Source organism: Lacticaseibacillus zeae subsp. silagei (assembly GCF_030770335.1).
Lineage (GTDB): Bacteria > Bacillota > Bacilli > Lactobacillales > Lactobacillaceae > Lacticaseibacillus > Lacticaseibacillus zeae.
In genome coordinates, this window is the sequence record NZ_CP132484.1 from 2,230,307 (window position 1) to 2,244,921 (window position 14,615).

General features: G+C 47.7%; 17 protein-coding genes and 1 tRNA gene. 8 read left to right on the forward strand and 10 right to left on the reverse strand.

The annotated features are described in order from the left end of the window. Positions 1-99 precede the first annotated feature (99 nt). Complete coding sequence (locus LACZS1_RS10370) at positions 100-1,404, reverse strand: pyrimidine-nucleoside phosphorylase (protein WP_070652003.1); 1,305 nt, start codon at positions 1,402-1,404, stop codon at positions 100-102. Between the two features lie 106 nt (positions 1,405-1,510). Between LACZS1_RS10370 and add the strand changes: the two genes are divergently transcribed. After that, complete coding sequence (gene add, locus LACZS1_RS10375; RefSeq protein ID WP_070652002.1) at positions 1,511-2,530, forward strand: adenosine deaminase; 1,020 nt, start codon at positions 1,511-1,513, stop codon at positions 2,528-2,530. A gap of 185 nt (positions 2,531-2,715) precedes the next feature. Beyond that, positions 2,716-2,952 carry a hypothetical protein gene (locus tag LACZS1_RS10380; RefSeq protein WP_010491898.1) on the forward strand — a complete coding sequence of 79 codons (237 nt, stop codon included), beginning with the start codon at positions 2,716-2,718 and terminating at the stop codon, positions 2,950-2,952. A 2-nt stretch (positions 2,953-2,954) separates the two neighbouring features. Here the strand turns inward: LACZS1_RS10380 and LACZS1_RS10385 are convergent, their stop codons facing one another. Next, a complete protein-coding gene (locus tag LACZS1_RS10385; RefSeq protein WP_070652001.1) occupies positions 2,955-3,443 on the reverse strand; it encodes a hypothetical protein in 489 nt (162 codons plus the stop codon). A gap of 115 nt (positions 3,444-3,558) precedes the next feature. Here LACZS1_RS10385 and LACZS1_RS10390 point away from each other — a divergent pair, with 115 nt between their 5' ends. Then, the gene (locus LACZS1_RS10390) at positions 3,559-3,738 is read left to right on the forward strand and encodes a hypothetical protein (protein WP_306402914.1); all 180 of its coding nucleotides are present in this window, start codon (positions 3,559-3,561) and stop codon (positions 3,736-3,738) included. 131 nt (positions 3,739-3,869) lie between these two features. Here the strand turns inward: LACZS1_RS10390 and LACZS1_RS10395 are convergent, their stop codons facing one another. The 3 genes from LACZS1_RS10395 to LACZS1_RS10405 all read right to left on the reverse strand — a co-directional run bounded on the left by LACZS1_RS10395 (position 3,870) and on the right by LACZS1_RS10405 (position 6,180). Beyond that, positions 3,870-4,790: a DMT family transporter gene (locus tag LACZS1_RS10395; protein ID WP_070652000.1), complete on the reverse strand. Its 921-nt coding sequence runs from the start codon at positions 4,788-4,790 to the stop codon at positions 3,870-3,872. Between the two features lie 29 nt (positions 4,791-4,819). Further along, positions 4,820-5,434, reverse strand: a complete 615-nt coding sequence (locus LACZS1_RS10400) for a DNA-3-methyladenine glycosylase I (RefSeq protein WP_025012742.1) — start codon at positions 5,432-5,434, stop codon at positions 4,820-4,822. 299 nt (positions 5,435-5,733) lie between these two features. Continuing rightward, positions 5,734-6,180 carry a universal stress protein gene (locus tag LACZS1_RS10405; RefSeq protein WP_010491909.1) on the reverse strand — a complete coding sequence of 149 codons (447 nt, stop codon included), beginning with the start codon at positions 6,178-6,180 and terminating at the stop codon, positions 5,734-5,736. A 309-nt stretch (positions 6,181-6,489) separates the two neighbouring features. On the opposite strand from LACZS1_RS10405, the gene LACZS1_RS10410 reads away from it, so the two are divergent. From LACZS1_RS10410 to LACZS1_RS10425, 4 genes are all read left to right on the forward strand, one after another. Next, a complete protein-coding gene (locus LACZS1_RS10410) occupies positions 6,490-6,882 on the forward strand; it encodes a helix-turn-helix domain-containing protein (RefSeq protein WP_010491911.1) in 393 nt (130 codons plus the stop codon). 138 nt (positions 6,883-7,020) lie between these two features. Beyond that, positions 7,021-7,809, forward strand: a complete 789-nt coding sequence (locus LACZS1_RS10415; protein ID WP_010491913.1) for a tyrosine-protein phosphatase — start codon at positions 7,021-7,023, stop codon at positions 7,807-7,809. Positions 7,810-8,153: 344 nt separating this feature from the next. After that, a complete protein-coding gene (gene queG, locus LACZS1_RS10420; RefSeq protein WP_070651999.1) occupies positions 8,154-9,296 on the forward strand; it encodes a tRNA epoxyqueuosine(34) reductase QueG in 1,143 nt (380 codons plus the stop codon). A 39-nt stretch (positions 9,297-9,335) separates the two neighbouring features. After that, a complete protein-coding gene (locus LACZS1_RS10425; RefSeq protein WP_010491917.1) occupies positions 9,336-9,701 on the forward strand; it encodes a hypothetical protein in 366 nt (121 codons plus the stop codon). A 94-nt stretch (positions 9,702-9,795) separates the two neighbouring features. Here the strand turns inward: LACZS1_RS10425 and LACZS1_RS10430 are convergent, their stop codons facing one another. The 4 genes from LACZS1_RS10430 to LACZS1_RS10445 form a co-directional block, all read right to left on the reverse strand. Continuing rightward, positions 9,796-10,338 carry a biotin transporter BioY gene (locus LACZS1_RS10430; protein ID WP_070651998.1) on the reverse strand — a complete coding sequence of 181 codons (543 nt, stop codon included), beginning with the start codon at positions 10,336-10,338 and terminating at the stop codon, positions 9,796-9,798. A gap of 135 nt (positions 10,339-10,473) precedes the next feature. Further along, positions 10,474-10,878 carry a MerR family transcriptional regulator gene (locus tag LACZS1_RS10435; protein ID WP_070651997.1) on the reverse strand — a complete coding sequence of 135 codons (405 nt, stop codon included), beginning with the start codon at positions 10,876-10,878 and terminating at the stop codon, positions 10,474-10,476. 17 nt (positions 10,879-10,895) lie between these two features. After that, on the reverse strand, positions 10,896-11,744 hold the full coding sequence (locus tag LACZS1_RS10440; protein ID WP_010491922.1) for an aldo/keto reductase: 849 nt from the start codon (positions 11,742-11,744) through the stop codon (positions 10,896-10,898). A 468-nt stretch (positions 11,745-12,212) separates the two neighbouring features. After that, positions 12,213-12,284, reverse strand: a tRNA-Asn gene (locus LACZS1_RS10445). Positions 12,285-12,496: 212 nt separating this feature from the next. Here LACZS1_RS10445 and LACZS1_RS10450 point away from each other — a divergent pair. Continuing rightward, complete coding sequence (locus LACZS1_RS10450) at positions 12,497-13,054, forward strand: class I SAM-dependent methyltransferase (protein WP_010491926.1); 558 nt, start codon at positions 12,497-12,499, stop codon at positions 13,052-13,054. Positions 13,055-13,425: 371 nt separating this feature from the next. On the opposite strand, the gene LACZS1_RS10455 is transcribed toward LACZS1_RS10450, so the two are convergent. Continuing rightward, positions 13,426-14,481 (reverse strand): RlpA-like double-psi beta-barrel domain-containing protein, encoded by a 1,056-nt coding sequence (locus tag LACZS1_RS10455; protein WP_306402851.1) that lies wholly within the window; start codon positions 14,479-14,481, stop codon positions 13,426-13,428. Positions 14,482-14,615: the final 134 nt, after the last annotated feature.

Consider the following 14,615-nt stretch of genomic DNA (forward strand, 5'->3'; position numbering starts at 1 on the left):
TATTGGCCGACACGCCCGTCCGCAAACGCTTCCCGGACGTTCTGTTTTCTATCTTTTTCACGACTATAGAAATAATCCATCTGTTTGTGAAAATAAACGTCACGGGCGAATAATTTCATGAATGAGCGGTGACTTTTTCGGCGTTGAGGAGCCAATGTGATAGGCTTTTTGGACTAGTCCAACAATATCGGCGACATTTTTCGTATCCGTGTGCAACATCACAAGCGTATCGCCTTTCGACACCGGTGTTCCCAGTTTCTTGTGCAAAACCAATCCGACTGCTAAATCCAAAACGTCATCTTTTTTGGCCCGCCCACCACCGAGCTGCATCGCTGCTAGGCCAAGCGCATTCGTATCAATTTGATCGACAACGCCGCTTTCATCGGCAGTCACGGGAATCCGATACTTGGCTTGCGGTAATTTTCGCGGATCGTCAACGACAGCGGGATCGCCGCCTTGTGCTTGAATTAATTGCTTAAATGCACTCAAAGCGCGCCCATCCCGCAAAGCGTCTTCGGCTAAGCCGCTGGCAATTTCCAAGTTAGGCGCCTTGCCGCCTAGTACCAACATTTGCGCTGCTAAAGCGACGGTCAGATCATGCACATCACGCGGCCCGCGATTTTTCAGTACCGCAATGGATTCGGCAATTTCCAGACTATTCCCGATCGTAATCCCAAGTGGCTGATTCATGTCAGTCAATAAGGCAACGCTTTTGACGCCAGCACTCTTGCTGATGCTAACCAAAGCCTTGGCTAAGGCCCGTGCATCTTTGATCGTTTTCATGAACGCACCATTGCCGACTTTGACATCGAAGACTAAGGCATTGGTGCCGCTGGCCAGTTTTTTGCTCATGATGGAGCCGGCAATAAGTGGTATCGATTCCACAGTGCCCGTCACATCACGCAACGCATAAATCCGGCGATCCGCTGGGGCAACTTCGCGGCTAGCGCTGACAATCGCTTCGTGGATCGTCTGCACCTGCTTTTTAAACTCTGCCTCGGTTTCGGTGACGTTGAAACCGGGGATACTCTCGAGCTTATCAAGCGTCCCCCCTGTATGGCCAAGCCCGCGACCGGAAATCATCGGCACCGGCACGCCTAAGCACGCAACCAGCGGCGCCAACGGAATACTGATCTTGTCGCCTACCCCACCGGTGCTGTGCTTATCGACCTTAATGCCAGGAATTTCGCTGAGATCAAGAACATCGCCGGAGTGCAGCATTGCAAACGCAAAATGGTTGCGTTCGGCATCCGTCATGCCATTGAAGTAAACCGCCATTAAAAAGGCACTCATCTGATAGTCAGGAATCTTGCCAGCGGTATATTGTTCAATCATCCAGGTCAGCTCATCATTTGTCAGCTCACCTCGATCGCGTTTCTTCGTGATCAAATCGACCATGCGCATCTTTTATCACCCTTACCTTTAATTCGGTTCCTATAACTATTGTAACGCGTTAGCTGCTGCCTATGTTAAACTCAAGTCATTCTAGGCTTTAACAAAGGAGAAACCGATGGACTTCGACACGCTACATGCTTTAGGTAAAACGGAACTGCACTGCCATCTTGACGGCTCATTATCGCTAAGATGCATTCGCCAACTCGCCAAAATGATCAATCGCCCTTTGCCGGCCTCCGATGACGCCTTGCGCCAACTCGTTCAGGCGCCGGCCGATTCTGAAAATCTGGCTGATTATCTCAAAACTTTTGACTTTGTTGCCCCACTGCTCCAGACCAAAAAAGCTTTACAATTGGCGGCTTTCGATGTTGTCGCCCAGGCGGCGGAAGAAAATGTTCGGTATATCGAAATCAGATTTGCCCCAGCGTTCTCAATCAGCGGCGGCTTGTCTTTAAGTGAAGCAACCGAGGCTGTCATCGAAGGTCTGCACCAGGCCATGACCAAGTTCGACATTGTTGCTAAAGCGCTCGTCTGTGGCATGCGCCAGTTGCCCAATGCTGATAATCAAGCCATGTTTCGTGCCAATGCTGCGCTGCTAGGTAACGGGTTGGTCGGCGGCGATTTTGCCGGCAACGAGGCTGATTTTCCCACCAGCGTGTGCGCTCCTGCGATCAAAACTGCGCAAGCGCTCGGCGTTCCATTAACTTTTCACGCCGGCGAATGTCACTGTCCGCAAAATATTGCCGAAGCCATTTTCCTTGGCATTCCGCGAATCGGTCATGCCACTGCCTGCTTTGATCAACCAGACCTCATTCAAAAGATCGTCCAGACCCATACCACGATCGAACTGTGCCTGACCAGCAACCTGCAAACCAAAGCGGCCCGGTCACTAGATGAGTTCCCGTATCAAGCGCTCAAAGCTGCCGGTGCTGCTATCACCATCAACACCGACAACCGCACTGTTTCCAATACGACTCTGACCCACGAGTACGAGCTGTATCAAACCTATTTTAAAACCACCGCTGCAGACTTCTTGGCCTTCAATTTAAACGCCATTAACGCCGCGTTCATTTCCGAACCGGCTAAGCAAACATTGCGCAATCGGTTGCAGCAGGATTATGCGGCTTTTCTGTAGGTTGATAGGCATTTGGGTTAAGACCGCAAACTCCGCCAGTCTGTTCCTTAAAGCCCTTAACCATTACTTAAGGGAAAAGCCACAACTTCATCATCAATTTTCCCCAGATTCATCCCGGTTGATTCGTGATATCACCACATGGTCTGGTTATGCTGGTTTTATCAACAAATGAAAGGATGATTCTTATGTTGATTAACCAAACTGACTTTATTGCAACCCAGTTGCAGCAAATTGTTTACCCTAACATTAACGCCATCACTGAAACCGGCGTCCCCATTACGATTACAACGAATAAAAAACAGCGCGACGACCCTGCATTTTGGCAAAGCATCAGCGCTATTTTAAGAGCCCATCTCTGGGTTCCGGTTTCGAAAAAATATCATGAGTTAACCGACCATGACTGGCTGGCAACGCCTGCGTAGTCTTAAGACTGGTGGTTAGCGAATGCGGTGGCCGCCAGCACAAGTGTGAGAACGGCGTCTGGGGATAAGGCCTTGCTGACCGTCTCAATGTGGCCGCTGGTTGCCACTGCTCCGATGACCTCCAGACCATACTTCACGATGTTGAGATCGCGTTGAGGTGCATAACCACCATCGAAAACCGGTTCGTGGTTATATGTAAAATTCAGTTGATCATCTTTAATGGAGCCATCAACGTGATTGACCATAATGCGATCGTGAGTAGCCGTCAGGGGTGCCTGATCGTCTGGTAGATTCAATTTGTGATCTGACTCAGTTGTGTAATAGTCGGTCTGTTTCATGTGCAGGTATTTCTCAGCCGGCTTTTTGAGCACTTTCAAATAATCCACAATGGCATATACCTTCGTGGGATCCAGTTGGGTGGTTTTGGCCATCAACTCATCGCTATGCGCTTCAAGCCAGTCTGCTAAATTACTAATACTAAACTGATCCATACTGTGCCTCCATCTTCATTGCTGATTCATACGCCAGTATAGCATGGACGCGCCATCTAATGTAGGTGATTGTCATAAACCTGTGACATTTCAAGTTATATAATGGAGTCGGGAGATGAGCACGATGCTAAGCAATCAAAAACCGTATCCGATCATTGATTATTTAGGCCGCCCTATCCGACTGCAATTATTTGTCACGTACCGATTACTCATAAAAAATGGCTATATCCTGGCATTACGGCGTAACCAACACCAACAGGCACTGCCGAATCTCCTAGTCAAACACGCAAGTTAAAGTTGTCGACTGGCGATATCGATTCGTCCAATCGCCTTCAGATCAAACGACCCTAGAGGCAAAACAAGTCTCTAGGGTCGTTTACGTTTTAGCCGCTGTTGATCACCAACTGACTCTCAAACCAAAATAGTTCATTCATCGGGTCGTTTTTCCAGCTTAGGTCCACGTGGTGTCACAATTGCCATCATGGCAACTGTCAAAATAATCAGCACCCCGCCCAGCACTTCGGCAAACCCTAGATGCATATGCAGGAAGGCTACCGATACAAGTGTTGCGCCCAACGGCTCGAACGCATCCAGTAAGGTTGCTGCTGTTGGCGAAATAAACTGTAGGCTGGCAAGGTACACCGAATAAGCGATAATCGTTCCGAAAATCACAATAAACCAGTAACCGGCCCAGCCAGCGGCATCAAGATGCGGTATTTGTTTCCAAAAGGGATCAAACGCATCAACCAGGAATCCGCCTAACAATTGCGCCCAGGCTGTCACCACAATTGGTGAGTGCCGTTTTAAAAGTCCTGCCGGCAATAACGTATACGCGGCTGCAGCCAAGGCGGCCATGATGCCCCAAAAGAAAGCTGACGGGGAAATCGCCAAATGTGTCAGCCGGCCCTTAGTCACAACTAGTGCTGTCCCCAGCATAGCCATGCCAATCGTCAGTAAATCAATCCGACGCGGTTTTTCCCGCAATCGAAGTGCAAGAAAAACCAAGACCACGACCGGTGAAAGATACTGCAAAATCGTCGCGGTTGCGGCATTCGCCACGGCAACGGCCTTAAAATAAATATACTGCATGCCGATCATGCCAAATAACACAAAAATAATCAGCTGCAACGCATCACGCCGATTGCGCCACGGTGCCATGATGGCCGACCGATCTTTCCAAAAGGCCACCGCCATCAACACACCACCGGCAATCAGCATTTTCGAGCTAATTAGCCAAGACACCTTGATGCCTTTATCAAACAGGGACTCGCTTACCGGGCCGGAAATACCCCAAAAACTTGACCCCATGATGGCTAGAAAAATCCCCCACAAGCGGATGCGTTTCAACGCCCTTGCCCCTTCTTGCGCTGATTGGATCAGTCTTCCATAACAACATGATCATCAATTAATCCTGCGCCTTGCAAATAATTATACACGATTACCGGGCCGACGAAGGCAAAGCCGTGTTTTTTCATATCTTTGGCAATCTTTACCGACAGTGCGCTTTTAGTCGGTATCTCCGCTAGTGATTTGGGGCGGTTAACCAATGGCTTGCCGTCAACAAAGGCCCACAAATAATCATTTAAGCTGCCATACTCGGCCTGAATTTTTAAAATAGCGCGCGCGTTGGTAATCGTCGCTTCAATTTTCATGCGGTTGCGAATGATGTCGGCACGTTTTAACAAAGCATCCACATCTGGTTCATCCATCGCTGCCACTTGTTTAATATCAAAATGATGGAAAGCATCCTTGAAGGCAGCCCGCTTGCGTAACACGAGTTCCCAGTTTAAACCTGCCTGAAAAATTTCCAACGATAACAACTCAAATAGTTTTTGATCATCGTGAACCGGCACGCCCCATTCATGATCATGATAAGCGCGTAATTCCGGTGACATTTTGGCAACCCAATCCGTATAGCGTTTGCGTTCCTGGTAGCGACGCAATGCTGCTTCCGTTTTAGCCTCTGCAGTTCGATCGCTTGTATCTGCCATTTCAAATGACCTCCAAATCTTTGCTAATTGGTTATAGATACATTACGCCGCGATCTGTCAGAATGCCAGCAGTCACCCTCAAGTTATTGGATTTGTTTGTAACGCTTTCAACTTTATGATTGGCATAACGCGTTCGCCAGCCCAGAAACCTGCATGTAAGGACCTCGGTCGCAATGGCAAAGAACGCCATCACGCCCAAGGCCACTTACACTCCGGTTTCTACCGGGCTGGTTCACGCTCACCAAAAAAAAGGTAAGCATCAGCGATTCAACGTCGCCGATGCCTACCTTACCAAAAGCTTATTTAGTTTTAACGATGAGCACATCGCATGGCGCGGTGCGGTTCACGTATTCGGTTACCGAACCGACCAGCACCCGCTCGACTGCGTTCAGCCCAGTGGCGCCAATGACGATCAGATCGTTGTGGTGGTCATGTGGAAAGTCAGTGGCGATAACCGTCTTGGGATTGCCAAAACGAATGTGGATGTCAATATCGGTCAGTCCTGTACTTTTAGCTTCTTCTTTCAAATTCTCTAAGTATTCCTGCGCATCTTGCGTCAGCTGATAAACCGCATCACCGGATATCATACCGCCATAGCTGCCGATAAACTGCTTGGTGTCAAGCACATTCAAAACATCCAAGTGGGCTTGGTTGGCCATTGCAACTTTAACAGCCTTACTGAAAGCTAACTCGGCTTCCTTTGACCCATCTACGGGTACAAGTAAGCGATCATATTCTTGGTCCATTCCGCTCACATCCTAACTTTCTTATTAACTTAAGCATAGAACGGTGAGGAAACGAATACAAGAAATAAATTTGGTCTTAACATGGTAATCGATCACCATACCATGTAAAATATACATCAGTACCAACCTTGAGGCGTCAACGTGGCAGGTCAAGGAACCGTCAATCAAAATATATTTAAATAAATTTTGATTTTGCGGTTCAATGATTGATTTAATACGTAATGATGCTATATTATAGTGAGTAAGCTTGTATTCTTAATTTTTAAGAATTCGGCGTCGCACAAGAAAAAAAGAAGCGTGGTGAAATTTATGATTACAAATGGTGTTGGCAGTGTCTTGCGGCAAATCCGTAAGAGTCGTGGCGAATCAATTGTTGAAGTTGCCAAGGCGACGCACACGTCCCCTGCAAGCTTTACCAAGTGGGAGAACGATCAGACAATTCCAAGCGAACGCAGTATTCGAAAGCTTGCTGAATACTATGATGTCGATCCGCTTGATTTGTTAGGCGTTGCATATCCTGACAAGTACGCGAAACAAAAAGAGCAGGAAAAAGCAGCTGCAGAGGGTTCGACCATTCGGATTGAAGATCTGATCGGTAATAATTCCGTTTTGACCTACAATGGTTCCCCGCTTAGTTCCGGAACCAAGTCCCTTGTGGCAGCCTTCATTACCGGTTTAATTATTTCTCAACCGGAAGAATAGTTTCTTTGCGTTACACTAGGAGTCGTCTGCGGGCGGCTCTTTTTATCTAGTCATTATGAAAACGCTTCGGCCCGTTGCCGGTCACCATCAATGTCGCGTATACTAGGGTCAAACGTTTTCACGATGGAGGAATTAAATTTGGCACCTTATGTTCTTAATATTAAACACGGCTTAAATTTTCGCGAGCTTGGCGGGTATCGGACCAAATCCGGCCAGGTGATTAAATCTCACAAAATTATCCGCTCGGCAAAACTAAGTGAATTATCTGATGAGGATTTGGATTATTTGGCCGATTATGGACTGATTTCCGATGTGGACTTTCGCTCGCCCGAGGAACAAGCGGCCGAGCCCGATCGCTATCCGAACGTCGCTGAATACCACTTCGTCCCTGTCTTCCCAACCGACGAAACCAAAAGCAGCGAACAGGCTGATGCCCTGCAAAAGAGTTTCTCCCGCGATCCGCACGCTGGTTTCGAGAATATGGTCAAAACTTACGCCGATATTGTCAAAATGCCGTCCGCCCAAAAAGCCTATCGTCAATTTTTCGATATTCTGTTAAGTAACGACAGCGAAAACGGCGCTGTGCTGTTCCACTGCACAGCAGGTAAAGACCGTACCGGTATGGGCGCCGTTTATCTGCTATCGGCTTTGGGGGTCGATGGTCATACGATTCGGCAAGATTATTTGGCAACCAACGACCTGATTCAGCCGATGGTCGAAAAGAATCTTGCTGCGGCACGCAAACGCGGCGCAACGGATGCGTTGCTCGCTAACATTCGTGACCTAGGTACCGTTTCGGGTGCCTTTCTCGACAGTGCACTGGCGACCATCGACGAAGAGTACGGCGGCATGAAAAATTATCTGCAAGACGCTCTGCAACTCACGCCGGCGGAAAAGCGCGACCTCCGGGAACTCTATCTTCAGTAATTAGCGATAAATTCGTCACAATCTGTTCACATTTTTCCGATATGTTAGCAGCGTCGTGAAAAAGCGATGTTCCGCCTCCTGTTCTTTTAACGAAAAACGTTGTCTGGCAATGGCTGGATAACGTTTTTTTGTGAGCGTGAACAGGAGCGTTTAGAAATCGGAGTGTAAGTGGCCTTGAAGCCCAAATGGCAAAGAATGGTCTTTGTCCATCACGCCCGAAGTCTTTACACACAGGCTCCTGCGCCAGTAACCGCGTTAATAGGCGTCGGAGCGTTCTGCAATTTTGCTTTCCCGCTACCGTTTCGCTAAAATAATGACATCATCAATGTTAGGAGGTTGGCGGCATGGATCTTAAGGAAACGATCAAAAGCCACGCGAAGGATTTGGGGATCGATAAAATCGGCTTTACCACAGCCGATGATTTTGCTGCATTAAAACCCAGTTTGCTGGCTCAAAAAGCCGCTGGCCATACAACCGGATTCGAACACCAAAATCTGGATGAACGGTTATATCCTGACAAGATCTTTGACCAGCCTCAGAGTATCATTGCCATTGCGCTGGCTTATCCATCCAAAATTCATGACCGTCCACCTCGCACCGGTCCTAAACGCGGTCGCTTTGCGCGGGCTAGTTGGGGCATTGATTATCACACCGTTTTGGATCGCAAGATGGACGCATTAATGCAATTTATCAAAGACACGGCTGCGACGGATACAGCCATCCGCTTCAAACCCATGGTCGACACTGGAGAATTAATCGATGTCGCCGTCGCCCAGCGCGCCGGGCTTGGTTTTATCGGCAAAAATGGCCTGCTAATCACGCCTGAATTTGGTTCCTATGTCTATTTAGGCGAAATCATCACGAATATTAAATTCGCACCGGATGAACCGATGGCTTGTCAATGTGGGACGTGTACCCGCTGTATTGACTTTTGTCCGCCCAAGGCACTGCTAGGCGATGGGCGGATGAACGGTCAGCGGTGCCTGTCTTACCAAACTCAAACAAAGGGTTACATGGATCCGGAATTTCGGCCGATGATTCGCAATGTCTTGTACGGCTGTGATATCTGCCAACAGGTCTGCCCGTTTAATAAAGGCAAAGATTTTCATATACATCCCGAAATGGAACCTGATCCCGACACCGTGATGCCGGAATTGATTCCCATGCTAACGCTAAGCAATAAAGGCTTTAAGACCCGCTTCGGTAAACTGGCCGGGGCATGGCGCGGGAAAAAGCCGCTGCAGCGTAACGCCATCATTGCATTAGTTAACCTTCATGATCGCAGTGCTGTTCCGCACCTACTTGAGGTCATTGAAAACGACCCCCGCCCCATGATCAGGGCAACGGCCGCGTGGGCTATTAGCGAACTGGCCGCGGCTCCCACAGCTGAACTCACGACATTTTTGAAAAATGCCCAGGCTAAGGAAACCACCGAAGAAGCTCGCACCGAGTTTCAAAACGCAATTGATCGAATCGTCCAACGCTGAGCATGTTATAATAAAGTATAAGGATGAGAGGTGCCCACATTGAAATTATATCAAGGACTGACACAGGTGCAGGTCAACGAAGAGATGGCCGATGATGCGCCAGACTTCAACATTACAACCGATCTGGTTAAACCGTTACACTATTCGCCATCGGAATTGTACCGTTATTTAGATGCTGTTCTAAAACCCGGCAGCCGTCACGATCAAAATAATCTTAAATATGTCACGGATGCCGCGTTCATCGGCGAAAACTTTGATTTCAATTCGGTGCCTTTTACGGCCAAGTTGAAGGATTTTGAATCCAAAATGGCGTTTGCCCGAAATCTCGTGAGTGACCTCAATCGCCACGTTTCGGTTAATATTAATACAAAAGATCATGCTTTTGAACTGTTGTTCGTTGATTAAAAGCCTGCAAAAACATAGCTCCGTTCGAAAAAAGTACCCTGATTCCCCACCATGCATTGACACGGTGGTAATCAAGATACTTTTTTGTACTAGCTTACTTTGAATTCAACGCAGGCATCACAGCCGTTAATTGTTGAACCACCAAAACGCTGAGCGCCATTTTAAGCAGATCACCTGGAATATAGATCAAAACACTCAAAAGCGCCGGAACAAATGTCATATTCGTCGTCGCAGCCAACCACGCGGCGCCCAACAATTCCGTCAGCAGCACGCCGCCCAACGTCATCCCAAGGGCTTTGGTCACCCAAGAATCTTGCTTAAGGTAATGGGTAATGCCGGCATAGGCCAGCGGTGTCAGCAACCAGCCATACATGAAGCCGGCAGTCGGCCCCATGAAAACGGCGATGCCGCCACGCCCACCTGTTAATACGGGCAAGCCAAGCGCGGCCAAAGCCAGCAGCATGCCAATTGTGATCGTTGCCGACCGTTTCGGTAACAACATGGCCACCAACATGACGCCCATGTTCTGCAAAACAATCGGCACACCTAGAAAACCAACTGTGATCGGTGGCGCAAATGCCAATCCGATTAAGACTGCCAATAATAGCCCCATACGTGTTAGAATTTTTGTTTGCATGAAGTCACCATTCCCGTTCTATATTTTACTTAGAATACCATACCGTAACGGCATGCAGCATCAAAATTCGTTCAGAGCATGTCTCTTTTGTGTTCTTTTTCAAGAAAAGCTGTTTTTTAGCTAAAATAATCCGTGCTACTTTTCATCGGCCAAATTGCCTTCATAAGCCAATTTCTCGTTTTCATAGCTAAGCATGTGATCTTCAAAGTGATCGATCTTGTAGTCTAGGTACCGAAGTGTCTTGTTAATATTGTCACGCTGCGCCATTAAATGATCGCGCTGTTCGATGAACAAAGACTTTCTAGCAGCAATCGTCTGGTCGCCTTCACGTAAAAGTTTAACAAATTCAGAAAGCGCCTCAATCGACATCCCTGCTTTACGAAGAATCATGATGTAATAAACCCAATTCAGCGCATGTTCATCATACTCACGATACCCACTTGCGTTACGCGCAATATCGGGCAATAACCCGATACGCTCCCAATAACGCAACGTGTCTTTCGTCAGGTCAAACTTCTTACTAACCTCATCAATCGTCATAACAAGCTCACCTCGTCTTATTTAATGCGCCTACCAACAATCTTCATTTGCGCCTCAGGGTCACGGTGATCGAAGAACTGACTTTCCTTCATGTCTAAGCCGGCAATTTTCCCCATATCATCATCGTTCAATTTAAAATCGAAAATGTTAAAGTTCTCGATCATCCGATTTTTATGAACGGATTTAGGGATTGCCACAATACCACGTTGAGTCAGCCATCGTAAAATGACTTGCCCAACTGACTTGTTGTATTTGGCGCCAATTGCCGCTAATGTCGGATTTTTGAAGATATCGTGCTTCCCCTCCGCAAAGGGTGCCCATGCCTCTGGTTGGATGTCGTTGTTTTGCATAAATTTGACAGGTTCAAGTTGCTGATCCCAAGGATTAACCTCAATTTGATTCAGCGCAGGCGTCACATCGTTGAAAATTGCAATATCAGTCAATTGATCCGGCTCAAAATTAGACACACCAATTGCTCGAATTTTGCCTTCTTTATACAACTCCTCCATGGCGCGCCACGATCCGTGAACGTCTCCCCAAGGTTGATGGATTAAATACAAGTCAAGATAATCCAGCTGCAGTCGATCAAGCGAGGCTTGAAACGCCTTCTTGGTTGCCGCGTATCCCGTATCAGTCAACCAAAGCTTGGTTGTAATAAAAAGATCCTGACGATCAACACCACTACGTTTGATCGCTCGGCCAACTGCTTCTTCATTACCGTATGCTTGAGCAGTGTCGATCAACCGATAACCTGATTCAATCGCATCCAAAACTGCCTGTTCAGCAACATTGAGATCTGTAACCTGAAAGACGCCAAAGCCGAGGATCGGCATATCGACACCGTTGTTTAATTTAACTGTTTCCATAAAAGCTTGCTCCTTATTTTTTGGTAAACCGGTGGAACCGAACTTTCAGTTTCTGTCAACGACTGTAATGTTGACTGATGTTGTGGACGTACCAGATAAGTTCAGTCCTTTTCTACTGTTAAATAACCTGCGATTCCCAAATGATATACAGAAAAATGTCATGCATTCCGATTTGGATGTTTCACTAGGCATACTTGAACTCATCATCAATAACTTAAAAATTGTAAGAAATATCAATATTCAGACGCTGTTCTTCAACAACACCTTTATGATAAACCTTTGTCTGAACTCCAAGGCAACAATAGTTATCATATTTTCTTTCGAGCGAACGCCAGTCTTAGTCAGCTTCAAAAAATAGAACCCATTTCATTAAATCCGGACCCAGTCTGAACACAATCAGCAGTGATAAATCTTTATGAAAATCTGCAAAAAAATAGCTGTGAACTTTATATCGTTCACAGCTCAGTCCTGCCCAGGCTGGATTCGAACCAGCGACCCTTTGATTAACAGTCAAGCATTCTACCACTGAACTACTGGGCAATTAACATGTCTATTATATTCTCATGTTTCTTAGCAGAATGCAATACTTTTGTTTAACTTTTCCGAACTTTTTTCAGTGTTTCCTTAGACAAGCTCCCCGCTGTGTTAAATCAGGCCTCGTTAAGCTGTTAACTCATCGCCGACAAACCTGCAAGATCAACCGACATCTTGGGTCATTTTCCTCTATAATGAATGTGAAAGGTTGTGAACCTATGGACACGCCATATCCTAATATGCAAGATAATCCCAACATGCCATTCGAATCAGGTGACGATCAACCAGTGTGGCAGGCGCTCGTTAAGAAAATGCCGCCAGTAACGGATCTGCGTGTGCTTGTGATTCATTGTGGTGACGGCTGGTTTTGCCGCTATGCCTTGAACCATGGTGCGGCTGCCGTACTGGGCATTGATACCGATACCGCTGCCATCCAAAGTGCCCGTGCAGTGGCCAGTTCCGATCGGCTGCGCTATCGCATCATGCCTGATCATTGGTTAAAACTGCTGACCGGCCCTTACGATCTGATTGTCGGCGCGTTTAACCAATCCCCTGCCGAGTTGCGCACTATCACCCATGTACTTAGTCAATTACTTAGCGCTAAAGGGCAGCTCATTGCAGCGGTGGCGCCGCCTAAACAGCCAACTGGCGACCAGCTTGCCGTTGATGAACTGATTAGTTCCCAGCTGGTGATTAATCGCTGGTTTCAGGTCACCGATAAACGGCTGACTCAGGCTGCGCAACTTTATTTGCTACTGAGTTCCCGTGTGCGGTGACTCTTCGCAAAAGCGTGACAGAGACCCAGATAGTCCATGAACGACCATAAACGCGTTCTCCGGCGCAGAAGTCTGCGTATAAGGACCTTCGCAATGGCCTAAGCCCAGGCCATCACGCCAAGGCCGCTTACACTCCAGCTTCTAACCGCGCCAGTTCACGCTCTGGCTTAAACGCGTTCTCCGGCGCAGAAGTCTGCGTATAAGGACCTTGGTCGCGATGGCCTAAACCCGGGCCATCACGCCCAAGGCCACTTATACTCCGACTTCTAACCGCGCCAGTTCACGCTCTGCAAAAAAACGCACTCGTTGCTTCCCTGTATTGGGAAACTGCGAGTGCGTTTATTTTTGAATCAAGTTAATGGCAAATCGCTTTAGCCAATCACTTCAACCGTTGCAGAGAGAACCCCTGCTGAAGGAATCTGGTTGTTTGGCATTGCAACGTCAAGCTGACGTGGGTTGCCTGCTGCAAATGAACCTGTGTCATTGACGGTCCGTTCTAAGACCTGACCATTTGACATGGTGATGCGTAACTTGGCGCCTTTAGGGAAGACGCTTAAGTTAGCGGCAACACCGTTGTAGCCCATGTTGCTACCTAAAACAGACGGATCATAGAAACTGATCTTGAAGGTGCCTTGGTTGCTAGTTGCTTGTTGTTGGGTTGCCTGTTGAGGTTGAGCTGTCTGAACCGCTGTCTGCGTTGTCTGAACGGTTGCCTGGCTGGCAGGTTGTTGTGCCTGCTGTTGTTGAGCGGCAGCCTTAGATGCAGCAGCTTGTTGTTGCTGGAGCGCAGCTTGCGAAGCAGCGGCTGCTTGTTGTGCTTGCTGTTGGGCAGCGGCCGATTGCTGAGCTTGTTGCTGAGCAGCGGCTTGCGAAGCGGCAGCAGCTTGCTGAGCCTGTTGTTGTGCCTGTTGCTGGGCAGCTGCCTGAGCTGCACTTGATGCGGCCGCACTTGATGCTGCAGCATCTTGAGCAGCAGCACTTGATGAAGCCTGAGCATTATTAGAAGTTGACTGAGCGGCCTGTTCAGCTGGTGACGTTGTCTGCGTCGGTGCGGCGCTTGCGTCAGCCTTCTGGGTTAACGGTGCCAGTTGCTGCAAGGTATTGATGCTCAAGTAGCGTTCTGGAACCCAGCCATGATCGGCAGTTTCATACCAAATTTCCGAATAAACTTTTTTACTGTTAACAAATTGAAGATGTTCGCCAGTTGTAACGTAACGTTTTGCTTGTTGTCCCACTGTCGGTGAAGTCCAAACAGTTGTTGCGCCGCCGTTATAAGTGACGTCGGCTTCCGTCTTATCACTAGCCGGTGCAGTGACGGTTGTCGATTCAGTATCTTTCGTTGCTGCGCTAACGTGACTAGGTTTGGACAAAGCAACGGCGGATAATGCAACGGCTGAGAATAATACTGTACTTAAGAGCTTTTTCATGTTCGTAGTTCCTCCTGATTTCATGTGGTGACTTAACTAACTGTGGCTTAGTATAGTCAGTGAGTATTACGAACATGTATTCGCGGTGTTGCGGTTACGTTAAGTTCTATGACAAAAGATTACATTAGGTTACA

What these genes read in the sequence shown, in the direction of transcription:
- LACZS1_RS10370 (WP_070652003.1), bottom strand. Translation starts at nt 1,404, where the DNA reads ATGCGCATGGTCGATTTGATCACGAAGAAACGCGATCGAGGTGAGCTG.
- add (WP_070652002.1), top strand. Translation starts at nt 1,511, where the DNA reads ATGGACTTCGACACGCTACATGCTTTAGGTAAAACGGAACTGCACTGC.
- LACZS1_RS10380 (WP_010491898.1), top strand. Translation starts at nt 2,716, where the DNA reads ATGTTGATTAACCAAACTGACTTTATTGCAACCCAGTTGCAGCAAATT.
- LACZS1_RS10385 (WP_070652001.1), bottom strand. Translation starts at nt 3,443, where the DNA reads ATGGATCAGTTTAGTATTAGTAATTTAGCAGACTGGCTTGAAGCGCAT.
- LACZS1_RS10390 (WP_306402914.1), top strand. Translation starts at nt 3,559, where the DNA reads ATGAGCACGATGCTAAGCAATCAAAAACCGTATCCGATCATTGATTAT.
- LACZS1_RS10400 (WP_025012742.1), bottom strand. Translation starts at nt 5,434, where the DNA reads ATGGCAGATACAAGCGATCGAACTGCAGAGGCTAAAACGGAAGCAGCA.
- LACZS1_RS10405 (WP_010491909.1), bottom strand. Translation starts at nt 6,180, where the DNA reads ATGGACCAAGAATATGATCGCTTACTTGTACCCGTAGATGGGTCAAAG.
- LACZS1_RS10410 (WP_010491911.1), top strand. Translation starts at nt 6,490, where the DNA reads ATGATTACAAATGGTGTTGGCAGTGTCTTGCGGCAAATCCGTAAGAGT.
- queG (WP_070651999.1), top strand. Translation starts at nt 8,154, where the DNA reads ATGGATCTTAAGGAAACGATCAAAAGCCACGCGAAGGATTTGGGGATC.
- LACZS1_RS10430 (WP_070651998.1), bottom strand. Translation starts at nt 10,338, where the DNA reads ATGCAAACAAAAATTCTAACACGTATGGGGCTATTATTGGCAGTCTTA.
- LACZS1_RS10435 (WP_070651997.1), bottom strand. Translation starts at nt 10,878, where the DNA reads ATGACGATTGATGAGGTTAGTAAGAAGTTTGACCTGACGAAAGACACG.
- LACZS1_RS10440 (WP_010491922.1), bottom strand. Translation starts at nt 11,744, where the DNA reads ATGGAAACAGTTAAATTAAACAACGGTGTCGATATGCCGATCCTCGGC.
- LACZS1_RS10450 (WP_010491926.1), top strand. Translation starts at nt 12,497, where the DNA reads ATGGACACGCCATATCCTAATATGCAAGATAATCCCAACATGCCATTC.
- LACZS1_RS10455 (WP_306402851.1), bottom strand. Translation starts at nt 14,481, where the DNA reads ATGAAAAAGCTCTTAAGTACAGTATTATTCTCAGCCGTTGCATTATCC.